The organism is Ruegeria sp. HKCCA0235A (assembly GCF_013033235.1).
Taxonomy (GTDB): domain Bacteria; phylum Pseudomonadota; class Alphaproteobacteria; order Rhodobacterales; family Rhodobacteraceae; genus Ruegeria.
Window position 1 is genome coordinate 159,572 of the sequence record NZ_WQDQ01000006.1, and the last position, 21,415, is coordinate 180,986.

The 21,415-nt window shown below is 60.1% G+C and carries 24 protein-coding genes; 13 read left to right on the forward strand and 11 right to left on the reverse strand.

Features of this window, described 5'->3' with window-relative positions; genetic code table 11:
- Positions 1–7: 7 nt before the first annotated feature.
- From GOW56_RS12405 to GOW56_RS12415, 3 genes are read right to left on the reverse strand one after another with little or no spacing between them, the layout of a single operon-like run.
- The gene (locus GOW56_RS12405) at positions 8–460 is read right to left on the reverse strand and encodes a DUF6173 family protein (protein WP_170346311.1); all 453 of its coding nucleotides are present in this window, start codon (positions 458–460) and stop codon (positions 8–10) included.
- A gap of 4 nt (positions 461–464) precedes the next feature.
- Entirely contained in the window at positions 465–1,511 is a 1,047-nt protein-coding gene (locus GOW56_RS12410; protein WP_171171218.1) for an MBL fold metallo-hydrolase, read from the reverse strand.
- A complete protein-coding gene (locus tag GOW56_RS12415) occupies positions 1,511–3,214 on the reverse strand; it encodes an acyl-CoA dehydrogenase (protein ID WP_171206077.1) in 1,704 nt (567 codons plus the stop codon). The genes GOW56_RS12410 and GOW56_RS12415 overlap by 1 nt, the downstream gene beginning before the upstream one ends.
- Positions 3,215–3,352: 138 nt before the next feature.
- Between GOW56_RS12415 and GOW56_RS12420 the strand changes: the two genes are divergently transcribed.
- Entirely contained in the window at positions 3,353–4,303 is a 951-nt protein-coding gene (locus GOW56_RS12420; protein ID WP_171119741.1) for an L-threonylcarbamoyladenylate synthase, read from the forward strand.
- On the opposite strand, the gene GOW56_RS12425 is transcribed toward GOW56_RS12420, so the two are convergent.
- The gene (locus GOW56_RS12425) at positions 4,304–4,858 is read right to left on the reverse strand and encodes a YqgE/AlgH family protein (RefSeq protein ID WP_152456781.1); all 555 of its coding nucleotides are present in this window, start codon (positions 4,856–4,858) and stop codon (positions 4,304–4,306) included.
- Between the two features lie 145 nt (positions 4,859–5,003).
- On the opposite strand from GOW56_RS12425, the gene GOW56_RS12430 reads away from it, so the two are divergent.
- Complete coding sequence (locus GOW56_RS12430; RefSeq protein ID WP_371807907.1) at positions 5,004–5,816, forward strand: protein-disulfide reductase DsbD domain-containing protein; 813 nt, start codon at positions 5,004–5,006, stop codon at positions 5,814–5,816.
- Between the two features lie 4 nt (positions 5,817–5,820).
- Positions 5,821–6,270: an NUDIX hydrolase gene (locus GOW56_RS12435; protein ID WP_171206078.1), complete on the forward strand. Its 450-nt coding sequence runs from the start codon at positions 5,821–5,823 to the stop codon at positions 6,268–6,270.
- Here GOW56_RS12435 and GOW56_RS12440 read toward each other — a convergent pair.
- The 6 genes from GOW56_RS12440 to GOW56_RS12465 all read right to left on the reverse strand — a co-directional run bounded on the left by GOW56_RS12440 (position 6,237) and on the right by GOW56_RS12465 (position 13,728).
- A complete protein-coding gene (locus tag GOW56_RS12440) occupies positions 6,237–9,638 on the reverse strand; it encodes an efflux RND transporter permease subunit (protein WP_171206079.1) in 3,402 nt (1,133 codons plus the stop codon). The two genes, GOW56_RS12435 and GOW56_RS12440, sit on opposite strands and share 34 nt — an antisense overlap.
- 5 nt (positions 9,639–9,643) lie before the next feature.
- Positions 9,644–11,092, reverse strand: a complete 1,449-nt coding sequence (locus GOW56_RS12445) for an efflux RND transporter periplasmic adaptor subunit (protein ID WP_171171228.1) — start codon at positions 11,090–11,092, stop codon at positions 9,644–9,646.
- Positions 11,093–11,198: 106 nt separating this feature from the next.
- Positions 11,199–11,741, reverse strand: a complete 543-nt coding sequence (gene moaB / locus GOW56_RS12450; RefSeq protein ID WP_171206080.1) for a molybdenum cofactor biosynthesis protein B — start codon at positions 11,739–11,741, stop codon at positions 11,199–11,201.
- Positions 11,742–11,747: 6 nt separating this feature from the next.
- On the reverse strand, positions 11,748–12,368 hold the full coding sequence (locus GOW56_RS12455; protein WP_171206081.1) for a LysE family translocator: 621 nt from the start codon (positions 12,366–12,368) through the stop codon (positions 11,748–11,750).
- The gene (locus GOW56_RS12460) at positions 12,365–12,964 is read right to left on the reverse strand and encodes a metallophosphoesterase (RefSeq protein ID WP_171206082.1); all 600 of its coding nucleotides are present in this window, start codon (positions 12,962–12,964) and stop codon (positions 12,365–12,367) included. Before GOW56_RS12460 ends, GOW56_RS12455 begins: the two co-directional genes overlap by 4 nt.
- Positions 12,961–13,728: a uracil-DNA glycosylase family protein gene (locus tag GOW56_RS12465; RefSeq protein WP_171206083.1), complete on the reverse strand. Its 768-nt coding sequence runs from the start codon at positions 13,726–13,728 to the stop codon at positions 12,961–12,963. The genes GOW56_RS12460 and GOW56_RS12465 overlap by 4 nt, the downstream gene beginning before the upstream one ends.
- An 83-nt stretch (positions 13,729–13,811) precedes the next feature.
- Between GOW56_RS12465 and GOW56_RS12470 the strand changes: the two genes are divergently transcribed.
- The 10 genes from GOW56_RS12470 (at position 13,812) to GOW56_RS12515 (ending at position 20,358) form a co-directional block, all read left to right on the forward strand.
- Positions 13,812–14,426 carry a scavenger receptor class F, member 2 gene (locus tag GOW56_RS12470; RefSeq protein ID WP_171206084.1) on the forward strand — a complete coding sequence of 205 codons (615 nt, stop codon included), beginning with the start codon at positions 13,812–13,814 and terminating at the stop codon, positions 14,424–14,426.
- A 59-nt stretch (positions 14,427–14,485) separates the two neighbouring features.
- Positions 14,486–15,421, forward strand: a complete 936-nt coding sequence (locus tag GOW56_RS12475) for an aspartate carbamoyltransferase catalytic subunit (protein ID WP_152456771.1) — start codon at positions 14,486–14,488, stop codon at positions 15,419–15,421.
- The gene (locus GOW56_RS12480; RefSeq protein ID WP_171206085.1) at positions 15,418–15,936 is read left to right on the forward strand and encodes a hypothetical protein; all 519 of its coding nucleotides are present in this window, start codon (positions 15,418–15,420) and stop codon (positions 15,934–15,936) included. The genes GOW56_RS12475 and GOW56_RS12480 overlap by 4 nt, the downstream gene beginning before the upstream one ends.
- Entirely contained in the window at positions 15,921–16,307 is a 387-nt protein-coding gene (locus GOW56_RS12485; protein ID WP_171206086.1) for a hypothetical protein, read from the forward strand. The genes GOW56_RS12480 and GOW56_RS12485 overlap by 16 nt, the downstream gene beginning before the upstream one ends.
- Complete coding sequence (locus GOW56_RS12490; protein ID WP_171206087.1) at positions 16,304–16,756, forward strand: hypothetical protein; 453 nt, start codon at positions 16,304–16,306, stop codon at positions 16,754–16,756. The genes GOW56_RS12485 and GOW56_RS12490 overlap by 4 nt, the downstream gene beginning before the upstream one ends.
- Complete coding sequence (gene pyrC / locus GOW56_RS12495; RefSeq protein ID WP_171206088.1) at positions 16,753–18,033, forward strand: dihydroorotase; 1,281 nt, start codon at positions 16,753–16,755, stop codon at positions 18,031–18,033. The genes GOW56_RS12490 and pyrC overlap by 4 nt, the downstream gene beginning before the upstream one ends.
- On the forward strand, positions 18,033–18,638 hold the full coding sequence (gene plsY, locus GOW56_RS12500) for a glycerol-3-phosphate 1-O-acyltransferase PlsY (RefSeq protein ID WP_171206089.1): 606 nt from the start codon (positions 18,033–18,035) through the stop codon (positions 18,636–18,638). Before pyrC ends, plsY begins: the two co-directional genes overlap by 1 nt.
- The gene (locus GOW56_RS12505) at positions 18,635–18,904 is read left to right on the forward strand and encodes a hypothetical protein (RefSeq protein WP_171206090.1); all 270 of its coding nucleotides are present in this window, start codon (positions 18,635–18,637) and stop codon (positions 18,902–18,904) included. The genes plsY and GOW56_RS12505 overlap by 4 nt, the downstream gene beginning before the upstream one ends.
- 183 nt (positions 18,905–19,087) lie before the next feature.
- Complete coding sequence (locus GOW56_RS12510; RefSeq protein ID WP_171119757.1) at positions 19,088–19,564, forward strand: YHS domain-containing (seleno)protein; 477 nt, start codon at positions 19,088–19,090, stop codon at positions 19,562–19,564.
- A gap of 260 nt (positions 19,565–19,824) precedes the next feature.
- The gene (locus GOW56_RS12515; protein ID WP_171171245.1) at positions 19,825–20,358 is read left to right on the forward strand and encodes an outer membrane protein; all 534 of its coding nucleotides are present in this window, start codon (positions 19,825–19,827) and stop codon (positions 20,356–20,358) included.
- Positions 20,359–20,407: 49 nt separating this feature from the next.
- Here the strand turns inward: GOW56_RS12515 and GOW56_RS12520 are convergent, their stop codons facing one another.
- Positions 20,408–21,391 (reverse strand): quinone oxidoreductase, encoded by a 984-nt coding sequence (locus GOW56_RS12520; RefSeq protein ID WP_171206092.1) that lies wholly within the window; start codon positions 21,389–21,391, stop codon positions 20,408–20,410.
- Positions 21,392–21,415 lie beyond the last annotated feature (24 nt).

Here is a 21,415-nt window from a genome sequence, read left to right on the forward strand (position 1 = left end):
TTGCAAGTCAGCTGTCTTCCAGATCCGCTGCCAGACGGAAACCGATGCGGTTGGCGGGTTTGTCCTCGACCGATTTGGGCAGGGCGCGCAGCATCACGTTCAACTGGCTGACATGCTGCACCAATTGCGTGCGGGCCCCGGTTCCGTCGGACCCGTAAAAGGTGATCATGTCGGGGTCGAAATACCCCATCCCTTCGATCCGCATGACGCCGGCATCGCCCCCGGTAAAGCCCATGGCGACTTCGTGATCGCCGTCCAGCGTCTTTTCAAAGTTCTGGATATACATGATCAGACGCTCGTAAGCCCATTGCGCCGGGCTTTTGTTGGCAACAGGCTTCTTCAACCCCTCGGGCAGGTCCTTGGCCCCGGATTCGGCATTGGGATCCGCGTGCACCTCGTGACACCGCGGCAAAGCGGCGGCTTCGGCGGCCTCGGCCGAGGTTTCGATCTGGTCCTGCATTCTTCTACCCTTTGCGCTGATACAGCCATGCCCCGTCAGCGCGTTGCGTCCGAGTTACTGCACCAATGTGGTAGAGATGATTCACATGCGCAACCGCCTCAACCAGCGCAAGCCCATATTCGCCTTCGCGGATCGTACGTTTGAACAGGGGCAGAAAACAGTCTGCGGCCGCTCTGGGTTGATCCAGATGCTTCAACAGGCGGTCCAACGCGCCGTGATGGTTGTCGATCAGTTGTTTCATCCTCAGCGGCAGGCCCGAAAACGGCAGCTTGTGCCCGCCCAGAACCAGATGATCCGGTCGGGCAAGCGTCTGCAACCGCTCGCAGGCTTCCAGCCACGCTGAAACCGGATCGGCCATCGGTTCCGTGGCATAGACGCCCAGATTGGGACTGATCGAGCTGAGGATCTGATCACCGCTCAACACCAGATTGTCGTCACGGCTCCAGAAGGTGGCGTGTTCCGGCGCGTGGCCATTGCCCATATGCACGTCCCAGTCGCGCCCTCCCATTCGGATCACGTCGCCCTGCTTGATCCGGGCAAAGCCCAACGGCATGGGGTAAACCGTGTCGGCAAAGTTGAACGGACGATCCTTCATTCGCGCATTCAGAACCTCGGGTGCCATACCGGCGCTGCGATAGAAATCAAGCGTTTCCTGCGGCCATGTCTCTTGCACATCCAGCGTCAGCATCCGCGCGAACAGCCATGAGGTGCGGCTTGTGACCAGCTCAGCCCCGTGTTCCGACTGAAACCACCCGGCATTGCCGACATGGTCTGGATGATGATGCGTCACCACAACACGGGTGATCGGTTTGCCTTTCAAAGGCCCGCCCATCAGGGTTTCCCAGATACGCCGCGTCTTGTTTGACGACAGCCCGGTGTCAATCACCGTCCAACCTTCGCCATCGTCCAGCGCGTAGATATTGACGTGATCCAGCGCCATCGGAAGAGGCAGGCGCATCCACAGGACGCCCTCGGCAACTTCGACGGCTTCGCCCGGCGCGGGCGGTTCAGCCCACGGATATCTGATCCCCGATACGCGATCCCCGTCCATCACGCCGCCAACTCATCCGGGGTGAGCGAAAAGAGGTCACCCGCACCGCTTTGCACCCGCGCCAGAAGCCCGGAATGCTCGGGCAACAAGGCGTTGATGTAGTAGCGCGCCAGTTTGGCCCGTGGTCCTTCCGGGTCAGCCAGAGCCGCGGACAGGTGATAATGCCCGCCAAGAACCCGGGCAAACGCCTGAAGATAGGACGTTGCGCCTGCAAATCGGTCGTTCATGTCGTCCTGTGCCACCAACCATTCGGTTGCCTCGCGCAGGGTTTCTGTTGCTTCCCACACTGGACCGGCCAGATCGGGCATCGTCGCGCGCGCGCGCTCGGCCTGTTCTTCGATCTCGTCCAGAAGGTTCGACGCCGCCTCGCCCCCGTCCATCATTTTGCGTGCAACAAGGTCCATGGCCTGAATGCCGTCGGTTCCCTCGTAAATCGCGGTCACGCGAACATCGCGGGAATATTGCGCCGCGCCTGTTTCTTCGACAAAGCCCATTCCGCCATGCACCTGTACGCCGGTTTCGGCCACGCGTATCCCGGTCCGGGCCCCAAAGTTCTTGCCGATTGGCGTCAACAACGCAGCCCGCGCGGCCCAATCGGCGTCGCCTGTGGCTTTCGCCATATCAATCGCCGTTGCGTTGGCCAGAAGAATCGCCCGAGCTGCAAAGATATCGGCGCGCATATCCATGATCATGCGACGCACATCCGCATGATCGATGATCGTACCCGAAGGCGTCCTGCCCTGCTTGCGTTCCAGCGCATAGGCCAAAGCGTGCTGATAGGCGCCTTCCGCAACGCCCACACCCTGGCCACCCACGCCCAGGCGGGCGTTGTTCATCATGGTAAACATGGCCGCCATACCACCATGTTCCTTACCGACAAGCCATCCTTTGGCGCCCTCATATTGCATCACGCAGGTGGGTGAGCCGTGCAGACCCATCTTGTGTTCGACAGATACAACCTTCAGGTCGTTGGCCACGCCGGGATTGCCATCCGCATCGGGGATGTATTTCGGCACCAGAAACAAGGAAATGCCCTTGGTGCCTGGCACACCGTCCGGCAGACGGGCCAGAACCAGATGGCAGACATTTTCAGCAAAGTCGTTGTCGCCCCAGGAGATGAAGATCTTCTGCCCGGTCACCGAGTATGTGCCATCACCATTTGGCTCAGCCTTCGAGGTCAGCGCACCCACATCCGATCCGGCCTGAGCTTCGGTCAGGTTCATGGTAGCAGACCATTCACCCGAAATCATTTTGGGCAGATACAGTGACTTCAATTCGTCGCTGGCGTGGTGTTCCAACGCCTCGATCTGGCCCTGCGCCATCAGCGGAGCAAGTTGCAGCGACAGGCAAGCGGCGCTCATCATCTCGTTCACGGCAGTGGTGACAGCCATCGGCAGGCCCATTCCGCCAAATTGGGGATCAGCGCTGATCCCGATCCACCCGCCTTCGGCAATCGCCTTCCAGCCATCGGCATAACCCGGAGAGCTGCGGAGCACGCCATTCTCAAGCCGCGCCGGTTCCAGATCACCGGCACGCTGCAACGGGGCCAGAACCTCTTCGCTCATCTTGGCGGCTTCGGTCAGGATGGCCGTGACGACATCGGCGCTGGCATCTGCAAAAGTCTCGGTGGCGGCGACCTGGTCGAACCCGACGACATGGTGCAGCAGAAATTGATAATCTGAGATTGGGGCGCGATATGGCATGATTTCTCTCGGGGTCTAACGGATCAGAATACATCGGCGGGCTTGGAATCAAATGCAAGCGCCGGTAAGCGTGTGGGCCTGAACCGATTACGTACCTTACCTCAAGTTCCAGGCAACCAAAACGCGGCGTCATCAGATATGATCTCATCCGGCACACAGGAATTGACGGCAGATCCCGGCGGCATCGCGCAGGCTGCCGATTTTTTGCGCCAGGGTCTTCTGGTCGCTTTTCCGACCGAAACGGTCTATGGCCTTGGCGGCGACGCCCGCAACGGACAGGCCGTCGCATCGATTTACGAGGCCAAGGGACGGCCCAGCTTCAACCCGCTGATCGCCCATGTCGCCTCGGTCGAAGCGGCCCAGCGCTTTGTGCAATGGTCGGATCTGGCCGAGCAACTCGCACAGGCCTTCTGGCCTGGTCCTCTGACCCTGGTTTTGCCGTTGCGCGAAGGGCACGGGGTTTCCTCGCTGGTGACCGCCGGGCTGGACACTCTGGCCGTGCGGGTACCTGCGCATCCGACGGCGCGTGCGCTGCTGGCCGACTTTGACGGACCGGTCGCGGCCCCTTCGGCTAATCCCTCGGGTCAGATCAGCCCCACGACGGCGGCTCATGTGTGGTCCGGTCTTGGCGGAAGGATCGCGGCTGTTCTGGACGACGGTCCCTGTGCGGTGGGGCTGGAATCCACCATTGTCGGTCTGGCCGGAGAGCCCACATTGCTGCGTCCGGGCGGCGTTGCGTTGGACCGGATCGAAAGCGTGCTGAACCTGCACCTGCACCTGCACCAATCCGGCGATCTGCTGACCGCTCCGGGGCAGTTGCAGTCGCATTATGCGCCCGACGCCCCGGTCCGCCTGAACGCCACTGCGCGTCACGGGGATGAGGTTCTGCTGGGCTTTGGAGCGGTGGATTGCGACCTGAACCTGTCTGTCCAAGGACGTCTGACCGAGGCGGCCGCGAACCTCTTTGCAGCCCTTCACAGGTTGAACGAGACCGGTCGACCCATTGCCGTATCTCCGATCCCGAACACCGGATTGGGGGCCGCAATCAACGACAGGCTGCGCCGCGCCGCCGCACCACGCAACAGCTGATCAGGCCCGGCCTGCGCTGGCGGACAACGTCAGAGGGTCCACCCCGAGCGTCGCCAAGGCAGCTTCCCATTTTTCGTCATCAGGCACGTCGAAGACAAGTTTCGTCGTCGCTTCGGTGGTCAGCCAGCCGTTCATCGCGATTTCGTCCTCAAGCTGACCCGGGCCCCAGCCGGAATAGCCCAGCGTCAGCATCGAATTCAGTGGTCCGCTGCCAGAGGCCAGATCTTCAAGCACATCCAGTGTCGCCGTCATGCTGAAATCCGCGGAAATATGCATCGAATGCAGATTGGCCTCATAATCGGCGCTGTGCAGGACAAATCCGCGCGACATCTCGACCGGGCCACCGAAATGCACAAGGCGCTCTCCGATCACCGGGATACGGCAGGCGATGTTCAGTTGCCCCAGCAACGTCTTGATTCGCAGATCCGAAGGCTTGTTCACGATCAATCCCATGGCGCCATCGTCGCCATGGCTGCACATATACACCACCGAATGGTCGAATCGCGGATCGCCCATTCCGGGCATCGCAATCAACAGTTTTCCGGTCAGGTCCATGGGCCGTCATCTCTTTGTCAGTTCACGTCAACAATGGCCCTGCCGCACCCCAGTTTGCAAGAGACCAACCCGTATTTCGACAGATTTCAGCGCGGTGACCGGATCGTGACTTGGAATCCGCGCCATCGACGCGCATTTATGGGGTATGAAGATGCCGATCAAACCCACCGCCGTCGCCGCGCTCGCGTGTCTGAGCCTGTCCGTTCCAGTTGCCGCGCAGGACTTGGACAACGTGGTTCGGCTGGATGTTCTGGATGGTGGACGGACGACCAACGGCACCTACATGACCGCGCTGAAACTGACGCTCAAGGATGGCTGGAAGACCTACTGGCGCGCGCCAGGAGATTCCGGCATCCCGCCCGAGTTCGACTGGAAGCGATCCAGCAATGTCGGCCAGGTGGAAATCATCTGGCCCTCGCCCGAAGTCTTTGACCAGAATGGCCTGCAATCGATTGGCTATGAAAATCAGCTGGTCCTGCCCATCAAGGTCACTCCGCGCAACCCGGCAAAACCGGTCCGTCTGAAAGGTAAGATGGATCTGGGGGTCTGCAAAGACGTTTGCATCCCGGAACGCCTGGATTTCGACCACACGCTGGACGCCGAAGCTGATCGCAACCCGGCGATTGCCGCAGCGATGGCGCAAAGGCCCTATTCTGCACGCGAAGCTCGTGTCACCAAGACCACCTGCAATCTGACGCCCACGAAAGATGGGATGCGGATCGAGGCGCGGATGACGATGCCGTCCGCGGGTGGCCGAGAAGTCGCCGTGATCGAACCTGGCAATCCTTCGCTTTGGGCCTCGCAACCCGTATCTCAGAGGCAGGGGGATACATTGGTGGCCGAAGCGGAAATCATACACGCATCAGGTGCACCTTTTGCGCTGGACCGGTCCGAGATCCGGATCACTGTTCTGGGGTCCGACCACGCGGTGGATATTCTGGGCTGTAGCGCGGGCTGAATGCATGAGCCAATCCCCCAAGATCGGTGCATTGGCGGTTGTTCTGCATCAGGACAAGGTACTTCTGGTTCAGCGCAGCAAACAGCCGGACAAGGGCCTGTGGGGGTTCCCCGGCGGCCACGTAGAGTGGGGTGAAACCGTTCTGCAGGCGGCGCAGCGCGAGTTGCGGGAAGAAACCTCGGTGATTGCGGAACCGTCTCATTACCTGAGAAATCTGGATCTGCTGCGTCACGACAAGGCGGGGCAGGTTTTGTCCCATTACCTGTTGGTCGGTGTTGCCTGCCGCTATCGCTCCGGCAAACCACAGGCTGGTGACGACGCGCTGGATGCCCGCTGGTTCGCTATCGAGCAGATACGCCGGGGCGACCTGCCGATGAGCGCGCGGGTCATCGACCTTTTGGAACACGCGATCCGCGCGGATCAGGCATCGGCCGATCTTGTCAGCCGCCCATAAAGCAAACCTGACAGGACCACGCTCAGGACCACGATCAGAATTGCCCCGGCCAGGAATGCACCCAACCCCATTCGCAGCACCGCAATGCCATCTCCACCCGCATAGAGGCCTTGCAGCACGCCAAGCGGCGCGCCTGTAACCGCGGGCCAAATCATCGTCAGGCCGAACCAAACAGCCAATGCGGCCCCGGTTGCCGCCAGCGCCCCGCGAACAACCCGGTCCGGTGCCCGCGCGGCACGGCGCATGGCTGTCATAGGACGCGCCACGTCATTGAGGATCGCCAACAGGGCAGGCACCAGGATCAGAACCAGCAACATCCCGAACCCAAGCCCGTAAACCAGCGTGATCACGGTCGGCTTGAGGAATTGCGCTTGTTGCGAGCCTTCGTAAAGCAACGGTGCAAGTCCAAGAACCGTGGTCAAAGTGGTCAACATCACGGGACGCAACCTGTCCGCTGCACCTTCGACAATGGACGGAACCAGACCACGGTCTCTTTGATACGCATCTATCGTCGTCACCAGAACGATCGAGTCGTTGATGATGATCCCCGTCATGCCCAGCAACCCGACCACCGTGAACATGCTGAGCGGCACATCCCAGATGTAGTGGCCCCAGATCGCACCAACGAGGCCAAAAGGTATGATTGCCATGACCACCACAGGCCGTGTCCAGCTGGCGAACACCCAGGCCAGAACAAGGTAGATACCTGTCAGGCACAGGATCAAACCGGTGCGGGCTTCGGCAAGGAATTCATTTTCCTGTTCGCTCAGGCCCGACATGCGCCATTCCACCTGTCGTTCCGCCGCTATGTTGGGCAGGATCTCATCCTGCATCGCCCGTTCGATTTCAGCCGCGCGCGCCGGATCGTCCTCGGAGATATCGCCGTTGACTGAAACAACTCGCACGCCGTTTTCCCGCCGAACCGTCGAGAAACCGGACTTACGCTCAACAGAGACAATGTCCGCCAAAGGCACATAGACACCTTCCGGTGAGCGCATGAGCGTGCGCTCCAGGAAATCAGCCGTCAGTTCACCTTCGGGCAGTTCCACACGAATCGCGGTACTGCGTGGTCCATCAGGGAAGGTTGCAGCCTCGATCCCGTTCAGGCGGTTGCGCAAGGCACGCCCCAGTGTTTCTATCCGAAAGCCCAGCGCCTGCCCCTGTTCGGTTAGGTCCAGAATGAACTCTTCCTTGTCATAGGCCAGATTATCCTCAAGCGCCGAAACTTCGGGAAATTTCGACAGCGCGGCCCTCAGATCCTCTGATGCCCCCTTCAGAACGTTTACGTCCGAGCCAAAGAACTGCACGTCGATGGCATCTCCACCGGGACCGGATCGCCACCCCCGGAACGTAAGCACTTCGACGTTCGGGTGACGCGGCACGAAGTCCTGCAACTCGCCTACAAACTCGAAACTGGAATAGGGTCGCAAGTCGGCATCAATCAATTCGATTGATATGCCACCCAAAACACTTCCATCTTTGCCATCTGCCGCCGCGAGCCCGCGGCCGGCAGTGCCGCCGACTTCTGCCAGAACAAACTCGATCGGATTCTGACCATAGCGTTCTTCATAGATCTGGCCCAGTTCATTGGTCGCCTGCTGTAACATATGCATCATTTCAAGCGTATCGGACCGGGTCGACCCCTCGCGCATGATAAAGCCACCACTGACTGAACTGCGTTCAGGCGCATTGAAAAATCGCCAATTCACATCCCCTCGGATGAACAGGGCAACCTGGCTTGCCAATATGGCGATCATTAGCGCCACAACAACGTAGCGCGCCCAAATCACCCAGCCGATCAGCGGGCGGAAAAGATGGTCTCGCACCCAACGAAAACCTCGATTGACGACGCGATTTGGCAGATCGTACCAGTGCTCCTTTGTTGAATGGGCAATCGCGTGCGCCATGTGATTGGGCAGGATCAGAAAACACTCGATCAGCGACGCAATCAGAACCGCGATCACTGTGAAGGGAATATCACGGATCAGCTCTCCGAAGCGTCCGCCGACCAGTGTCAAACCAAAAAACGCAATCACCGTCGTTACGGTAGCAGCCAGTACCGGCATCGCCATACGTCGGGCCGCGCGTTCAGCAGCCACCACCGGCACTTCGCCCAGTCGGCGGGCGCGGAAATCGGCATGTTCTCCCACGACAATGGCGTCATCCACCACGATCCCCAAGGTGATGATCAGGCCGAACAGCGAGACCATGTTCAGCGACAAGCCGCCCAGATACATGAATGCAATGGCCGCCGACATGGCTACCGGAATCCCAGCAGCGACCCAAAAGGCGATGCGTGCGTTCAGAAACAGAAACAACAAGCAGACGACAAGACCAAGGCCCATCAACCCGTTGTCGACAAGGATGTTCAACCGATCTGTAATGGCCTGAGCCCGGGTGCGGATCAGTTCGATCTTCACGCCTTCAGGAACGCTGGCTTGCATATTGCGCGCAACGTCCTCGACAGTGTGTTGAATTTCTATGGCATCACCCAGGTTCGATCGGTCGACCCGGATCGACATGGCCGGGTGGTCTCCGACATAATAGCTGTGGTCGCGTGTGACCCCCTCAACCACGATGCGGGCGATATCGCCAACCCGCAGCTTCGATCCGTCCGCATTTGTTCGCAGCGCAATTTCTTCGATCTGATCGGGCCTGCGCTTTTCCGTTCCAGCGCGAACCCGCGCACCCGCGCCTTCCACCTGGCCTGCGGGGTCCGTGTTGACCTCGGCCCCAATGGCCGAGGCGATATCCGCCATCGTGATGTCATTGGCAATCAGTTGCGCCGTTGGAACCTCGACAATGATCTGCGGTGCCGCGAGACCGCGTATACTTGTGCGCGTGACCCCGGCAGCGAACAGGCGATTGATCAGTTCATCGGTCAGTTTTGCCAGTTGTGCAGGATCGGTTGGTCCGCTGATGATAAGATCCGTCACCCGATCTCGCCATACACCACGCTGGATTTTGGGTTCGTCGGCACCTTCGGGCAGGTCCGTAACTCCATCTATCGCGGTTCTGACATCTTCAACCGCGCGTGACACGTCCCAATTGGGTTCGAATTCCAGCCGAATACGGGTCCAGGTCGGGTAAGAGCTGGCCTCGGTGCTGGTCACACCTTCGACAGCCTGCAACGCGGGTTCCAGCAGCTGGACAATCCCAGCGTCCATGTCTTCCGGCCCGCCATCATCCCATGTGACGGTGACATCCACACGTTCCAGAACAACATCCGGAAAGAACTGCGCCCGCATGTTCGGGATAGCCGCTGCACCCAGAACCAGCATCACCAGCAGCAGCAAATTGGCGACCGTCCGGTGCCGTGTGAAATAGCTGAGAAGGCCACCCGCTGCGCCAGGTATCTCGCGCATCATGACGCTCAGCCCCCGGCCTTGGTTTCAATGCGCCGCACCAGAGATGAAGGGACGCGCGCTTCCCGCAACTGACCGAGAACCTGAGTTTTTTCATCCTGAGGCATGGATTCGTTGGCCTCGACCCGGGCCACGAGTTCAGCGCGTTTCGCATCTGAAAGTTCGACCATGCCCGGGTCTGCCCCGGCCTCAAGCCGCAAGGGCCGCACCCGCACGCCAGATCCAAGCAACGGCGTGCGTCCGATCACAACCTCGCGCCCTTCCAACCCGTCGCCCCGCAGCAAAACCTCGTCACCCTGTCTGCGGACAAGCTGCACCGGCAAACTTTCCAGACGGTCATCCGCACCCAGCACCAGAACCGTTCCCGATGCATCCAATGCCGAAGACGGCAAGCGGAACACATTGGCAAGCGGTTGTTCCTGAACCGAGACGGTGACGAAATCTTCGGGCTTGAAACCGGATGCCTCTTGCAGACGCGCATAGATCAGTCGTCCGGTCTGACCCTCGCCCGCAGAACCGCTGTCGCGGCTGATATGACCAGTCGCGGTCAGATCGGTGCCCGTCACCTCAAGAGAAACCGTGACCGGTGCGTTGATCAGCCTGTCATTCTCGTCCAACAGACGTACATATTGTGCCGTCGACACCCGGAACGCCACTTCAAGAGCGTTTGGATCAACCAATTCAGCCAGTTTTTCATTCGCCGACACCAACCGCCCTTCCACAAGCGTAACATCGGTCAGGGTACCGCTGAAACCGGCCCGAATGGTCATATCGTCAAGATCGCGTTCCGCCGCCTCCAAGGCGATCACCGCGCGCGCCAACAACGTCGTTGCCTGATCGACGCGGGATTCAGCCTGTGCAAGCGCGATACGACGCGCCAGCACGGCCTGTTGTGCCGAAGCAGCCGCCAGTTCCGCCTCTTCCACGCTGGCGGCGGCGCCTACCCCTCGAGCCTCCAGATCGCGTTGCCGTTGCAGCGCCCGTTCCCGCAGTTCGGCTTGCGCCTCGGCCGATTTCAATTCGTCCTGCGCCAGCAGCAAAGACCGTTCGGCATCACGTTCTTCGAATTGTGCGTCCAATAGATCGGACTTGGCCCGATCCAGCGCGGATTGGGCATCCGCCGGATCCAGTTCAACCAGAACTTCCCCGGCAGTCACCGTTCCGCCATCCACAAAATCCTCTGCCAAGGCGACAACGCGGCCACCCAGTGCCGCGCGCAATTCAAGTCTGCGCCGGCTCTGGACCTCTCCGAATGCTTCGAGATATGGGATTACGGTTTCCGCTTCGGCCTGACGTACGGCAACCGCAAAGACCCGTTCGCGGGCGGCGGGCGCCTGGTCCTCACGCGTCAGGACGTCCTGAACGGCACCCATGATGATCTGCGCGGCAATAAACAGCAGAGCAAGCGTCAGGAACGCCAGAAAGATACCGACAAGACTCTGCCGTAGAAATCGCATCAAACAGTTACCCCGGTTGCACCAAGCTGCCGTCCACAACATGTAGCCGGATTACGAATTATGCCAAGCCACAAAGCGGTTATACGGAATTGAACGTACGACCAGTCTACTTCCGTCGCAGATGTTCGTCCAATCTGGGCATTATTTCCACAAAATTGCAGGGGCGATGTCGGTAATCGAACTGTTTTTCCAAAATCCCATCCCACGCATCCTTGCAGGCCCCCGGGCTGCCGGGCAATGCAAAAAGATATGTTCCCCCCGCAACCCCCCCGGTTGCACGGGACTGCACCGCCGAAGTGCCGATTTTCTCCATCGAAATGATGGTGAAGACAGTAGCGAATGCGTCGATCTCTTTTTCGTACACGTCCCGATGCGCCTCGACCGTCACGTCCCGCCCCGTCAGACCCGTTCCACCGGTCGAGATCACGACATCGATCTGTTCATCAGCCACCCATGCCCGCAACTGATCGGCGATCTGGTCGCGCTCATCCCGGATGATCTGGCGATCCGCAACAACATGGCCCGCTTTTTCGATCCGGTCCACTAATGTCTGCCCCGAGCGATCTTCGTCCATCGATCGGGTGTCCGAAACGGTCAGAACGGCAATTCTGACGGGGATGAACTCCTTGGTTTCGTCAATGCGTGACATCTTGCGTCAGGCCCTTTCCATCATGACAAGCCGGATCGCGAGGGCGGAATATATACCCCCTGTGACCCAACCAATAATACGCGAGGCGCGCGGGTTGCCGATCAGCACCTTGCCTGCCCCGCCGGCAAAAATTCCGACCAGCCCGTTCACCAAGAACCCGCCAAACGCGATGATCAGTCCAAAGATCAGGAACTGCACCAGAACCGATCCCGCAGTCGGGTCGACGAATTGCGGTATGAACGCCAGCACGAACAGAATGACCTTGGGATTGGTCAGGTTGACCAACAACCCATCCCGAAAGGCCATGCGCGTCGACCGCATAGGCGCATCCCCTGTCGAAGCGCCGTTCCGGACCGCTCCCCAAGCCAGATACATCAGGTAAGCGGCACCCATCCAGCGGATCACTTCGAAAAGCCAGGGCAGCGCCGACACCGCAGCGCCCAGCCCAAGCCCTGCCAGCAGCACGTGAATCATCGAACCCACGGACACGCCGGCGCTTGCCGATACCGAAGGCCACGCCCCGGATCGCAGCCCTTGGCCAAAGCAGAACATCATATCAGCACCGGGCGTCAGGTTCAGTGCCAGTGCCGCTGGAACAAAGACCAGCAAAGTCTGGAATTCGATCACGCATCCACCTCAAACCAACTTGGCATCGGGCCCAGATTGGCCAAATGCGTTCGCCCCAAGGACCCGCGATAGCCCCAGCTTTCATGCACATGACCGAAGAACGCAAATCCCGGCTGAAGGCGTTCCACCGCATCCCGTATGGCAGTCGATCCGACCGAAAGGCCTTGCGATGTCTGATCCCCATACCCTTTGGGCGGAGAATGAACGATCAGGACATCAGCCGTTTCACACCGGTCGAGCATCTCGGTCGCCTCACCTTCCGTCAGGTCACAGGACCAGTCTCCGAACGGAGTAGGTGGTACGCCGTAGCCAAGACCAAACAAGCGCAAGCCGTCTATGGTCATGCCAGACCCATGCAGGACATGAACACCGTCCGGGGCCGCATTGCCCAGCTCTTCTGCACTTTCCGCGTTTCCCGGGATCAGGACCAGCGGGGCCGAAATGCCGGACAGCATCTGCATCGCCTCGTCCAGCCCCTGACGCGAATTGCAATAATCACCGGCACCGATGACAAGATCAGCCTCGGCGCTGGCGGCAACAAGATCGGCTGCCCGGTTGCGCGCCATGTGCAGATCAGAGAACGCCAGAACCTTCATGTTGCACCTCGCAGCCACGCTTTCAGTTCCAGCAGATCCGCCCAGGCCTGCCGTTTCGTCTGCGGTTGCCGCAGCAGGTAAGCCGGGTGGAACATCGGGATCACCGGCAGATCCATTGCCTGATCCCATTTGCCGCGCAGGCGGGTGATGCCGCGTTTGCCCAGCACCGCCTGACAGCTGATATTCCCCATCACAACCAGAACCTCGGGTCTGGCCAGGGCCACGTGGCGTTCCAGAAACGGCTTCATCATCCCGATCTCTTCGGGTTTGGGATCGCGGTTCTGCGGGGGCCGCCATGGCAGCACGTTGGTGATATAGACGTTCTCGCGACGATCCAGATCAATTGCCGCCAGCATCCGGTCCAGCAACTGACCCGCACGACCGACAAAGGGTTTGCCCTCGCGGTCCTCATCGCGACCCGGCGCCTCGCCAATGATCATCAAGCGCGCGCCGGGGGTCCCGTCGGCAAAGACCAACTGCCGCGCACCGCGCTTGAGCTCGCAATGCTCGAACGCGTCCATCGCTGCGCGCAGCTGATCCAGCGATCCTGCGCCCCGTGCTGCGGATCCTGCGATTGCTACCGGGTCCACATCCCTGGGCTTTGCCGGGGCGGCAGCGGGCGTTTCCGGTTTCCTGGGTTTGGCCGAGGTGTCGGGCAACGCGTACCGGTCAACCGGCACATCACCGATTGCCTCGGTCGCGCCCAGTTCGATCTGCCATTCCAGCAGCGCCCGCGCAGAATAATAGTCCAAGCCCGATTCCATAGGGATAACTTACCCGCCTGAGGGCTGAGGGAAAGCGAATAGGGCTTGATCGGTCGCTCTGTCGCGCCGACCATCGGCATGCGATGCTCAGATTTCTGCGATTCCTCATCATTGGATTAGTGCTGGTTGTCACCGATGATCCGGCATGGGCCACGTTTCATGACAAACACGGGCAGTGCCGTGCGGGTCAGTTCAAATGTGGCAGCACATGTTGTTCAGGCGGGCAAAGATGCAGTTTTGATGGCCATTGCATTCCACTGGGCGGCACCTATTGCGGCGGCGGGCGCAGTTGCGGTCCGTTCGAACGCTGCGTTGCCGGTGGACTCAGATGCGCGCCCGCAGGCCTGAACAAATGCGCATCACGGCTGGATTGTCCGGGCGACAGTTTCTGCAATGGCCGTGGCGAGTGTGAACGAAGCGCACCCGAACTGGATACGACACCACCGGCCACATGTGCTGATGGCAGAACCTGCGCGCGCGGTTCGGCCTGCCTGCCCGGCGGGGGCTGCTCTCGTCCAGGGTGGTTCCTGTGCGAGGAAACCGGATCACAATGCCGCCCCGGTTTCAAATGCTCGGCGCATCAAGGCTGCGTACCGATCAAGGCCATCGACTGTGGTTATGGCAAGTGGTGCAAGCCGGGCGAGCAATGCCTGCCCGAAGGCGGCTGCGAAAAACTGCCTGAGGGTACGGAACCTTAGGTTGCCTTGCGCCGCCCGGCTTCCTATAAGCGGCGCGATTGTCAGACAGGAGCCCGCCCATGCGTTTCGCCCATCGTCACCTACTTGGCATCGAGCATCTGTCGCAATCCGATATCACCGACATTCTGGATCTGGCCGAGACCTATGTCGACATGAACCGCCAGTCGACCAAGCATTCGGACGTTCTGTCGGGGCTGACCCAGATCAACATGTTCTTTGAAAACTCGACCCGCACACAGGCCAGTTTCGAACTGGCGGGCAAGCGTCTGGGCGCGGATGTGATGAACATGGCGATGCAGGCCAGTTCGATCAAAAAAGGCGAGACCCTGATCGACACCGCGATGACGCTGAACGCGATGCACCCGGATCTTCTGGTGGTTCGGCACCCGCATTCCGGCGCAGTCGATCTGCTGGCGCAAAAGGTCAATTGCGCCGTTCTGAACGCCGGCGACGGCAAACATGAACACCCCACGCAAGCCCTGCTGGACGCCCTGACCATCCGTCGCGCCAAGGGCCGCCTGCACCGGCTGAACATTGCCATTTGCGGCGATGTCGCCCATTCCCGCGTCGCCCGATCGAACCTGATCCTGCTGGGCAAGATGGAAAACCGCATCCGCCTGATTGGCCCGCCGACGCTGGTGCCCGCGCAATTCGCCGAGTTCGGGGCCGAGATCTATGACGACATGAACGAGGGCCTCAAGGACGTTGACGTCGTCATGATGCTGCGCCTTCAGAAAGAGCGGATGGATGGCGGGTTCATCCCCTCGGAACGCGAATATTACCACCGCTACGGGCTGGACGCCGCAAAGCTGGCGCAGGCCAAGCCGGACGCGATCGTGATGCATCCCGGCCCGATGAACCGCGGGGTCGAGATCGACGGCACGTTGGCGGACGACATCAACCGATCCGTCATTCAGGAACAGGTGGAAATGGGTGTCGCCGTCCGCATGGCCGCGATGGATTTGCTGGCCCGCAACCTGCGCGAGGCCGCATGAGCGATCTGACCGTCGCCCCCCATGAACGCGGCGTTTTGCGCCTGTTCACGCTGGACATGCGCCCGGAAGAGGCGAAATTCCTGCGCGAACCGTGTGCCGCCGATCAGGTGCTTGGGGTCGACGGGCTGGACCCCAGCCATATCGATATTTTCCCGGTCTCCGACCTCGAAGAGCTCGGCCTGTACGGCTACATGACCGAGGGCTGCGGCGTGTCTGCGGACCAGCTGGACCGGAACGCTCTGGCCTCTGTCGACGGTTGGGTCATGGTCCTTCGCAGCGCGGCTTTCAACGGACACCCGGCGACGCTGAACCCCGATCCGCGACTGCGCCTGATCGGCCTGTTCACGGAAGAGGCCACGAACTGGACCGGGGGGATCATCGAAACCGAAAGCGCCAAACCCTTTTCCGCCCCGCAAACCGTCACAGCGGGTGACACCCCCCGCCGCGTCGGATCTGCCATTCTGGCACTGGTCGCGCTTGTGGTCATCGGAGGCATCTTATGGCTGATCCTGTGATCTTCGCCCCGGACAAAGGGGCCTATATCCGCACAAATGCATGGCTGGCTGCTGTGGCCATGGCCGGTGCAATGGCCGTGCTGTGGCTGATCGGCAATCCTTACGTCTGGACCGGAGCCCCAGCTGGCCTGGCCGCCATCGGCTTTCGCGCGTGGTATCTGGCCTCGGAAGAACTGGTCTCGAATTGGCAATTGTCAGACACCGCGCTGACCGGTCCCGGTGGACGCAGCGTGCCGCTGAACCAGATCACCGCCGTGAATGTCATGGGCAGCTTCGTCCAGGTCGTCACCAAAAGCGGCGACAAGCATCTGATCAAATACCAGTCGGACCCGGCCGCCACCAAAGCCGCGATTGAAAGGGCGATGGGATGAGCGACGAATGGTGGCGCGAGAATATACCAGAGGGCGAGCAGGTTCTATGGTTCGGGCGGCCGCATAACGGTTTCTTCCCACCTCATCTGGGTTGGTCCTACAGAATTCTGATCGGCTCTTTCGGTCTGGCGTGGTTCGCCAGCCCTTGGTTTGCCGACACCGTGCGAGATTTTTGGAAGCTGATCAGTTGCACGGGCGTGTTGGCATTTGTGATGTGGGCGGACCGCTTTGTTCGCTCGCAAAGAGTCTACGTTGTGACCTCGCAGAACGCTTGGGAAATCAACAAGGAGCTGAAAACCAAGAAACTGGAAATCAACCGGTTCCTGAATTTCCGCACTGTGCCCTCAGCGGTGGTTTTTAACCGCCACCCCTTTTTCAGATTCGACCATCTGCCCGACCCGGATGCCGCGTTGGCTGCGCTGACCCAAGCCCGAGAGACCCATACATGACCGCCCTGATCTTCACCAACGCCCGCCTGATCGACCCTGAAACCGGCACGGACAGTTCCGGCTGGCTGCACATTGCCGACGGCCTCATTCACGGCAAGGGCAACGGCGACGCGCCCGTTGCTGACGCCCAGGTCATCGACTGCGGGGGCAAGTGCCTCGCCCCCGGCATCGTCGATATCGGCGTCAAGGTGTGTGAGCCGGGCGAACGGCACAAGGAAAGCTACAAATCCGCAGGCCTCGCTGCCGCAGCCGGTGGTGTCACCACCATTGTCACCCGCCCGGATACACTGCCCGCGGTCGATACGCCGGAAACGCTGGAATTCGCGACCCGGCGCGCGCAGGCGGATGCGCCGGTCAACGTGCTGCCGATGGCCGCGCTGACCAAGGGGCGCGAAGGGCGTGAGATGACGGAAATCGGGTTCTTGCAGGACGCAGGCGCCGTGGCCTTTACCGATTGCGATCACGTCATCACCAATACCAAGGTGTTTTCCCGCGCACTGACCTATGCAAAATCCTGCGGCGCGCTGGTGATTGCCCACCCGCAAGATCCGGGCCTGAGCCATGGCGCCGCGGCCACCAGCGGCAAATTCGCCGCCCTGCGCGGATTGCCTGCGGTCTCGCCCATGGCCGAGCGCATGGGGCTGGACCGTGACATCGCGCTGTTGGAAATGACGGGCGCGGCCTATCACGCCGACCAGATCACCACCGCCCGCGCCCTGCCCGCGCTGGAACGGGCCAAGCGCAACGGGCTGGACATCACTGCCGGCACCTCGATCCATCACCTGACGTTGAACGAGTTGGACGTGGCCGATTATCGCACCTTCTTCAAGGTCAAGCCTCCGCTGCGGTCCGAAGATGACCGGCAGACGGTGATCGAGGCGGTGCGCACCGGCCTGATCGACACGATCAGTTCGATGCACACGCCGCAGGACGAAGAAAGCAAACGCCTGCCGTTTGAAGAGGCCGCCTCGGGCGCGGTGGCGCTGGAAACGCTCTTGCCAGCGGCATTGCGCCTGTATCATGCCGACCAGTTGGACCTGCCGACCCTGTTCCGGGCGATGGCATTGAACCCGGCCAAACGGCTTGGTCTGGAAAGCGGCCGATTGTCGGAAGGCGCACCGGCGGATCTGGTTCTGTTCGACCCGGATGTGCCTTTTGTGCTTGATCGCTTTGCCTTAAAATCCAAATCTCAGAACACGCCATTTGACGGCCAGCGGATGCAAGGTAAGGTCATTTCGACCTATGTTGCAGGTAAAGAAGTGTTCCGGAGTTCCTGATGCCCCCGATCGACAACTCGACCAGCGAACTGCTCCAATGGGCGGTGGTTGGATATCTCTTGGGCTCCATTCCCTTCGGCCTGCTGCTTGCAAAGGTCATGGGGCTGGGAAATCTGCGCGAAATCGGATCCGGAAATATCGGCGCAACCAATGTCCTGCGCACCGGCAACAAAGCCGCCGCGGCGCTGACCTTGCTGTTCGACGCGGCCAAGGGCGCGGCGGCGGTTCTGATTGCCCGTGCTTATGCCGGAGAAGACGCCGCGCAGATCGCAGCCCTTTTTGCTTTTCTGGGTCATTGCTTTCCCATCTGGCTGGGGTTCAAAGGCGGAAAAGGCGTGGCCACCTTTCTGGGCCTCTGGCTGGCGCTGGACTGGCGCGTCGGTGTTGCGTGCTGTCTCAGCTGGCTGGTGGCGGCGGCGATCTGGCGGATATCCTCGGTCGGCGCGCTGGCTGCGGCCGCGCTTTCAACGACCTGGGTACTGGTTCTGACAAACGGACAATCCTTTATCCTTGGGATTATCCTGACCCTTCTGATCTATTGGCGTCACAGCACCAACGTCGCACGGATCAAGGCCGGGACTGAACCGAAAATCGGAAAATCGTGACACCGCCGGACGCTTTTGTTTCCGCGTTTTTCGCACTGCCCGAGGGCAGGTTTGCCGGTACATCGGGGGACCGGCGCTATGTCGTCGTGCGCCAACAGTTGGCAAAGGGGAAATCCCACAAGCTGGTTGCGCACGAACTGGGCGGCACCGACTATATCAGCATGAACCTGTATCAGACACGCATCAGCGGCGCGCTGCTGAGACCTTGTGAAAGGGCGGCCAGCAAAGTCATCGCGTTTGTTCTGGATTTTGAACCGGACGCGTAATGTCAGGCCTGCATTTTTGAACAGACGTTCCTCTCTGACGCACAATCACGATTCATTGTTTTGAACGTGATCCGCCTGCTTCCCAGATCGCTGTCGTGACGGTCAATTACGGGCCACACAGGACAACAATCCGGGGCCTTCGATCCGCACACAGACGAGGCTCCTTTCACGAAAGGTGGAACAATGAACAAGTTTAAATCTCTGATCGGTGGCGTCGCTCTGTCCGTTGCACTGGCAACATCCGCTCTGGCCGCTGGAGTGGACATCAACGCAAGCTCGACCGGTCTGGCCATGCAGGGTTATGACCCGGTTGCCTATTTCACCGTCGGTGAAGCGACCAAAGGCGACTATCGCATCACCGCGCTGCACGACGATGCGCTGTACCGTTTCTCGTCCGAGGAAAACAAAGCCGCCTTTGAAGCCAACCCGGAAGCTTACCTGCCTGCCTATGGCGGCTATTGTGCCTTTGGTACAGCCATGGGCTTCAAGTTCGACGGTGACCCGAACCACTGGAAAATCGTCGACAACAAACTGTACCTGAACCTGTCGGAAGACATCCAGGAACGCTGGGAAGGCGACATCCCGGGCTTTATCGAAAGCGCAAGTGCAAACTGGGAAAACATCGCGGACAAGACCCCTGCTGAATTGCAAAAGCAATAATCCGCCTAAATCTTCAGATGTGTCGGCGGCGGAATGTTCCGCCGCCGCATATCGTTTGAAGACCTCTCATCTCTACCTATCTCATCCGTATCAGAAGTGCCCGATTTCAAAGGCCCCCGGCGTGTCTTTTCACGTTTCAGAGGTGAAATTCGGGCAGCGGTTCGTAGGTATCACTGATCCGATGACGTTGGCGGATCGTAATCGTCTGCATAGGTGAACAGAATTTAACTGGAGCAGAGTGACAATCGAAAGGAAATGAGATGACTTTGAAATTGGCTCTCATCACTACTGTCGCAACCGTGGTCGCGGGATCGGCAATGGCACAATCCTCGGGCAACTGGACCGGGTTTTATGGCGGTCTGCAACTGGGTTATGCCGATGTAGACACCAGCCTGTCCGGTGTCGATGGCGATGGCGTGATCGGTGGTATCATTCTGGGCTACGACTATGATCTGGGCGACTGGGTCGTTGGCGGCGGATTTGACTATGACTGGACTGACGTGGGCCTGTCCGGCGCCGCAACTGTCGAAGATGTCTGGCGGCTGAAAGCGCGCGCCGGCTACAAGGTAAACCCGCAAGGTCTGCTGTACGGCACGGCAGGCTACGCCGAAGCGGGCACCGACACTCTGGGCAGTGATGACGGGTGGTTCATCGGCGCAGGCTATGAACAGATCGTGGCCCCAAATGTCAGCATTGGCGGAGAGCTGCTGTACCACGAATTCAATAACTTCAACGGAAGCAATGTGGATGTCGACGCAACCACATTGCAGGTTCGTGTCTCTTACCGCTTCTGAACGGCACTCAGGATCAAGTTTGACCCGGCCTGACAGGCCGGGTTTCGCGTCAAAGGTCCAGAATCGTACTGCCGGTCGTCTGCCGCGCTTCCAACGCGCGATGTGCGTCGGCCACCTGATCCAGCGCAAAGCGCTGATCGATGTGGATCTTGACCTCTCTGCCCTCGACCTTGCCGAACAAGCGGCGCGCCATTGCCTGACAGACGGAGTGGTCCGCAATATGGGTGAACAAAGTGGGGCGGGTAATCTTGAGCGATCCTTTCTGGCCCAGAACACCGATATCGAATGGCGGCACTGGCCCTGAGGCGTTGCCGAAGGAAATCATCATTCCCAAGGGTTTCAGGCAGTTCAACGATCCGTCGAACGTGTCCGCCCCCACGGAATCCATGACCACATCCACACCCTTGCCTTTGGTGATCTCGGCCACCCGTTCGGCGAAATTCTCAGAGCGGTAGTTGATGCAATGCGCGGCCCCGTTGAACCGGGCGAGGCTGCACTTCTCATCGGTTCCCGCCGTGCCAATCAGAGTGATCCCTTCGGACTTCGCCCATTGGCAGGCGATCAGTCCGACCCCACCCGCCGCTGCGTGGAACAGCACCGTATCCCCGCGTTTCAGCGGAGTGGTTCGGTGAAACAGGTATTCAACCGTCAAACCCTTCAACATCATTGCCGCAGCAGCTTCGAACGGGATGCTATCCGGCAACGGGCACACCTGTGCCGCAGGCATTACGCGGGCCTCGCAATACGCGCCGGGTGGGGCTGCGGCATACGCGGCCCGTTGACCGGGATGCAGGTGGGTTACCCCTTCCCCGACGGCCTCGACGACACCTGCCGCTTCCATCCCCAAAGCATGGGGGAGTTCCAGGGGATACAATCCAGTGCGTTGATAAACATCGATAAAGTTTAGACCGCAGGCATGATGACGGATACGTATTTCATCCGGTCCGGGGTCGCCCAATGGCCTGTCTTCGATCCGCAGTACCTCGGGCCCGCCGAATTCGTGCAATACCACCGTTTTCGCTGTTGTCTGCATCCTGACCTCCTCTTGCCTGACATC

Bases quoted from the DNA above. Each gene is read 5' to 3' on its own strand.
- GOW56_RS12405 (WP_170346311.1), bottom strand. From the start codon at position 460: ATGCAGGACCAGATCGAAACCTCGGCCGAGGCCGCCGAAGCCGCCGCT.
- GOW56_RS12410 (WP_171171218.1), bottom strand. From the start codon at position 1,511: ATGGACGGGGATCGCGTATCGGGGATCAGATATCCGTGGGCTGAACCG.
- GOW56_RS12415 (WP_171206077.1), bottom strand. From the start codon at position 3,214: ATGCCATATCGCGCCCCAATCTCAGATTATCAATTTCTGCTGCACCAT.
- GOW56_RS12420 (WP_171119741.1), top strand. From the start codon at position 3,353: ATGATCTCATCCGGCACACAGGAATTGACGGCAGATCCCGGCGGCATC.
- GOW56_RS12425 (WP_152456781.1), bottom strand. From the start codon at position 4,858: ATGGACCTGACCGGAAAACTGTTGATTGCGATGCCCGGAATGGGCGAT.
- GOW56_RS12430 (WP_371807907.1), top strand. From the start codon at position 5,004: ATGAAGATGCCGATCAAACCCACCGCCGTCGCCGCGCTCGCGTGTCTG.
- GOW56_RS12435 (WP_171206078.1), top strand. From the start codon at position 5,821: ATGAGCCAATCCCCCAAGATCGGTGCATTGGCGGTTGTTCTGCATCAG.
- GOW56_RS12440 (WP_171206079.1), bottom strand. From the start codon at position 9,638: ATGATGCGCGAGATACCTGGCGCAGCGGGTGGCCTTCTCAGCTATTTC.
- GOW56_RS12445 (WP_171171228.1), bottom strand. From the start codon at position 11,092: ATGCGATTTCTACGGCAGAGTCTTGTCGGTATCTTTCTGGCGTTCCTG.
- moaB (WP_171206080.1), bottom strand. From the start codon at position 11,741: ATGTCACGCATTGACGAAACCAAGGAGTTCATCCCCGTCAGAATTGCC.
- GOW56_RS12460 (WP_171206082.1), bottom strand. From the start codon at position 12,964: ATGAAGGTTCTGGCGTTCTCTGATCTGCACATGGCGCGCAACCGGGCA.
- GOW56_RS12465 (WP_171206083.1), bottom strand. From the start codon at position 13,728: ATGGAATCGGGCTTGGACTATTATTCTGCGCGGGCGCTGCTGGAATGG.
- GOW56_RS12470 (WP_171206084.1), top strand. From the start codon at position 13,812: ATGCTCAGATTTCTGCGATTCCTCATCATTGGATTAGTGCTGGTTGTC.
- GOW56_RS12475 (WP_152456771.1), top strand. From the start codon at position 14,486: ATGCGTTTCGCCCATCGTCACCTACTTGGCATCGAGCATCTGTCGCAA.
- GOW56_RS12480 (WP_171206085.1), top strand. From the start codon at position 15,418: ATGAGCGATCTGACCGTCGCCCCCCATGAACGCGGCGTTTTGCGCCTG.
- GOW56_RS12485 (WP_171206086.1), top strand. From the start codon at position 15,921: ATGGCTGATCCTGTGATCTTCGCCCCGGACAAAGGGGCCTATATCCGC.
- GOW56_RS12490 (WP_171206087.1), top strand. From the start codon at position 16,304: ATGAGCGACGAATGGTGGCGCGAGAATATACCAGAGGGCGAGCAGGTT.
- pyrC (WP_171206088.1), top strand. From the start codon at position 16,753: ATGACCGCCCTGATCTTCACCAACGCCCGCCTGATCGACCCTGAAACC.
- plsY (WP_171206089.1), top strand. From the start codon at position 18,033: ATGCCCCCGATCGACAACTCGACCAGCGAACTGCTCCAATGGGCGGTG.
- GOW56_RS12510 (WP_171119757.1), top strand. From the start codon at position 19,088: ATGAACAAGTTTAAATCTCTGATCGGTGGCGTCGCTCTGTCCGTTGCA.
- GOW56_RS12515 (WP_171171245.1), top strand. From the start codon at position 19,825: ATGACTTTGAAATTGGCTCTCATCACTACTGTCGCAACCGTGGTCGCG.
- GOW56_RS12520 (WP_171206092.1), bottom strand. From the start codon at position 21,391: ATGCAGACAACAGCGAAAACGGTGGTATTGCACGAATTCGGCGGGCCC.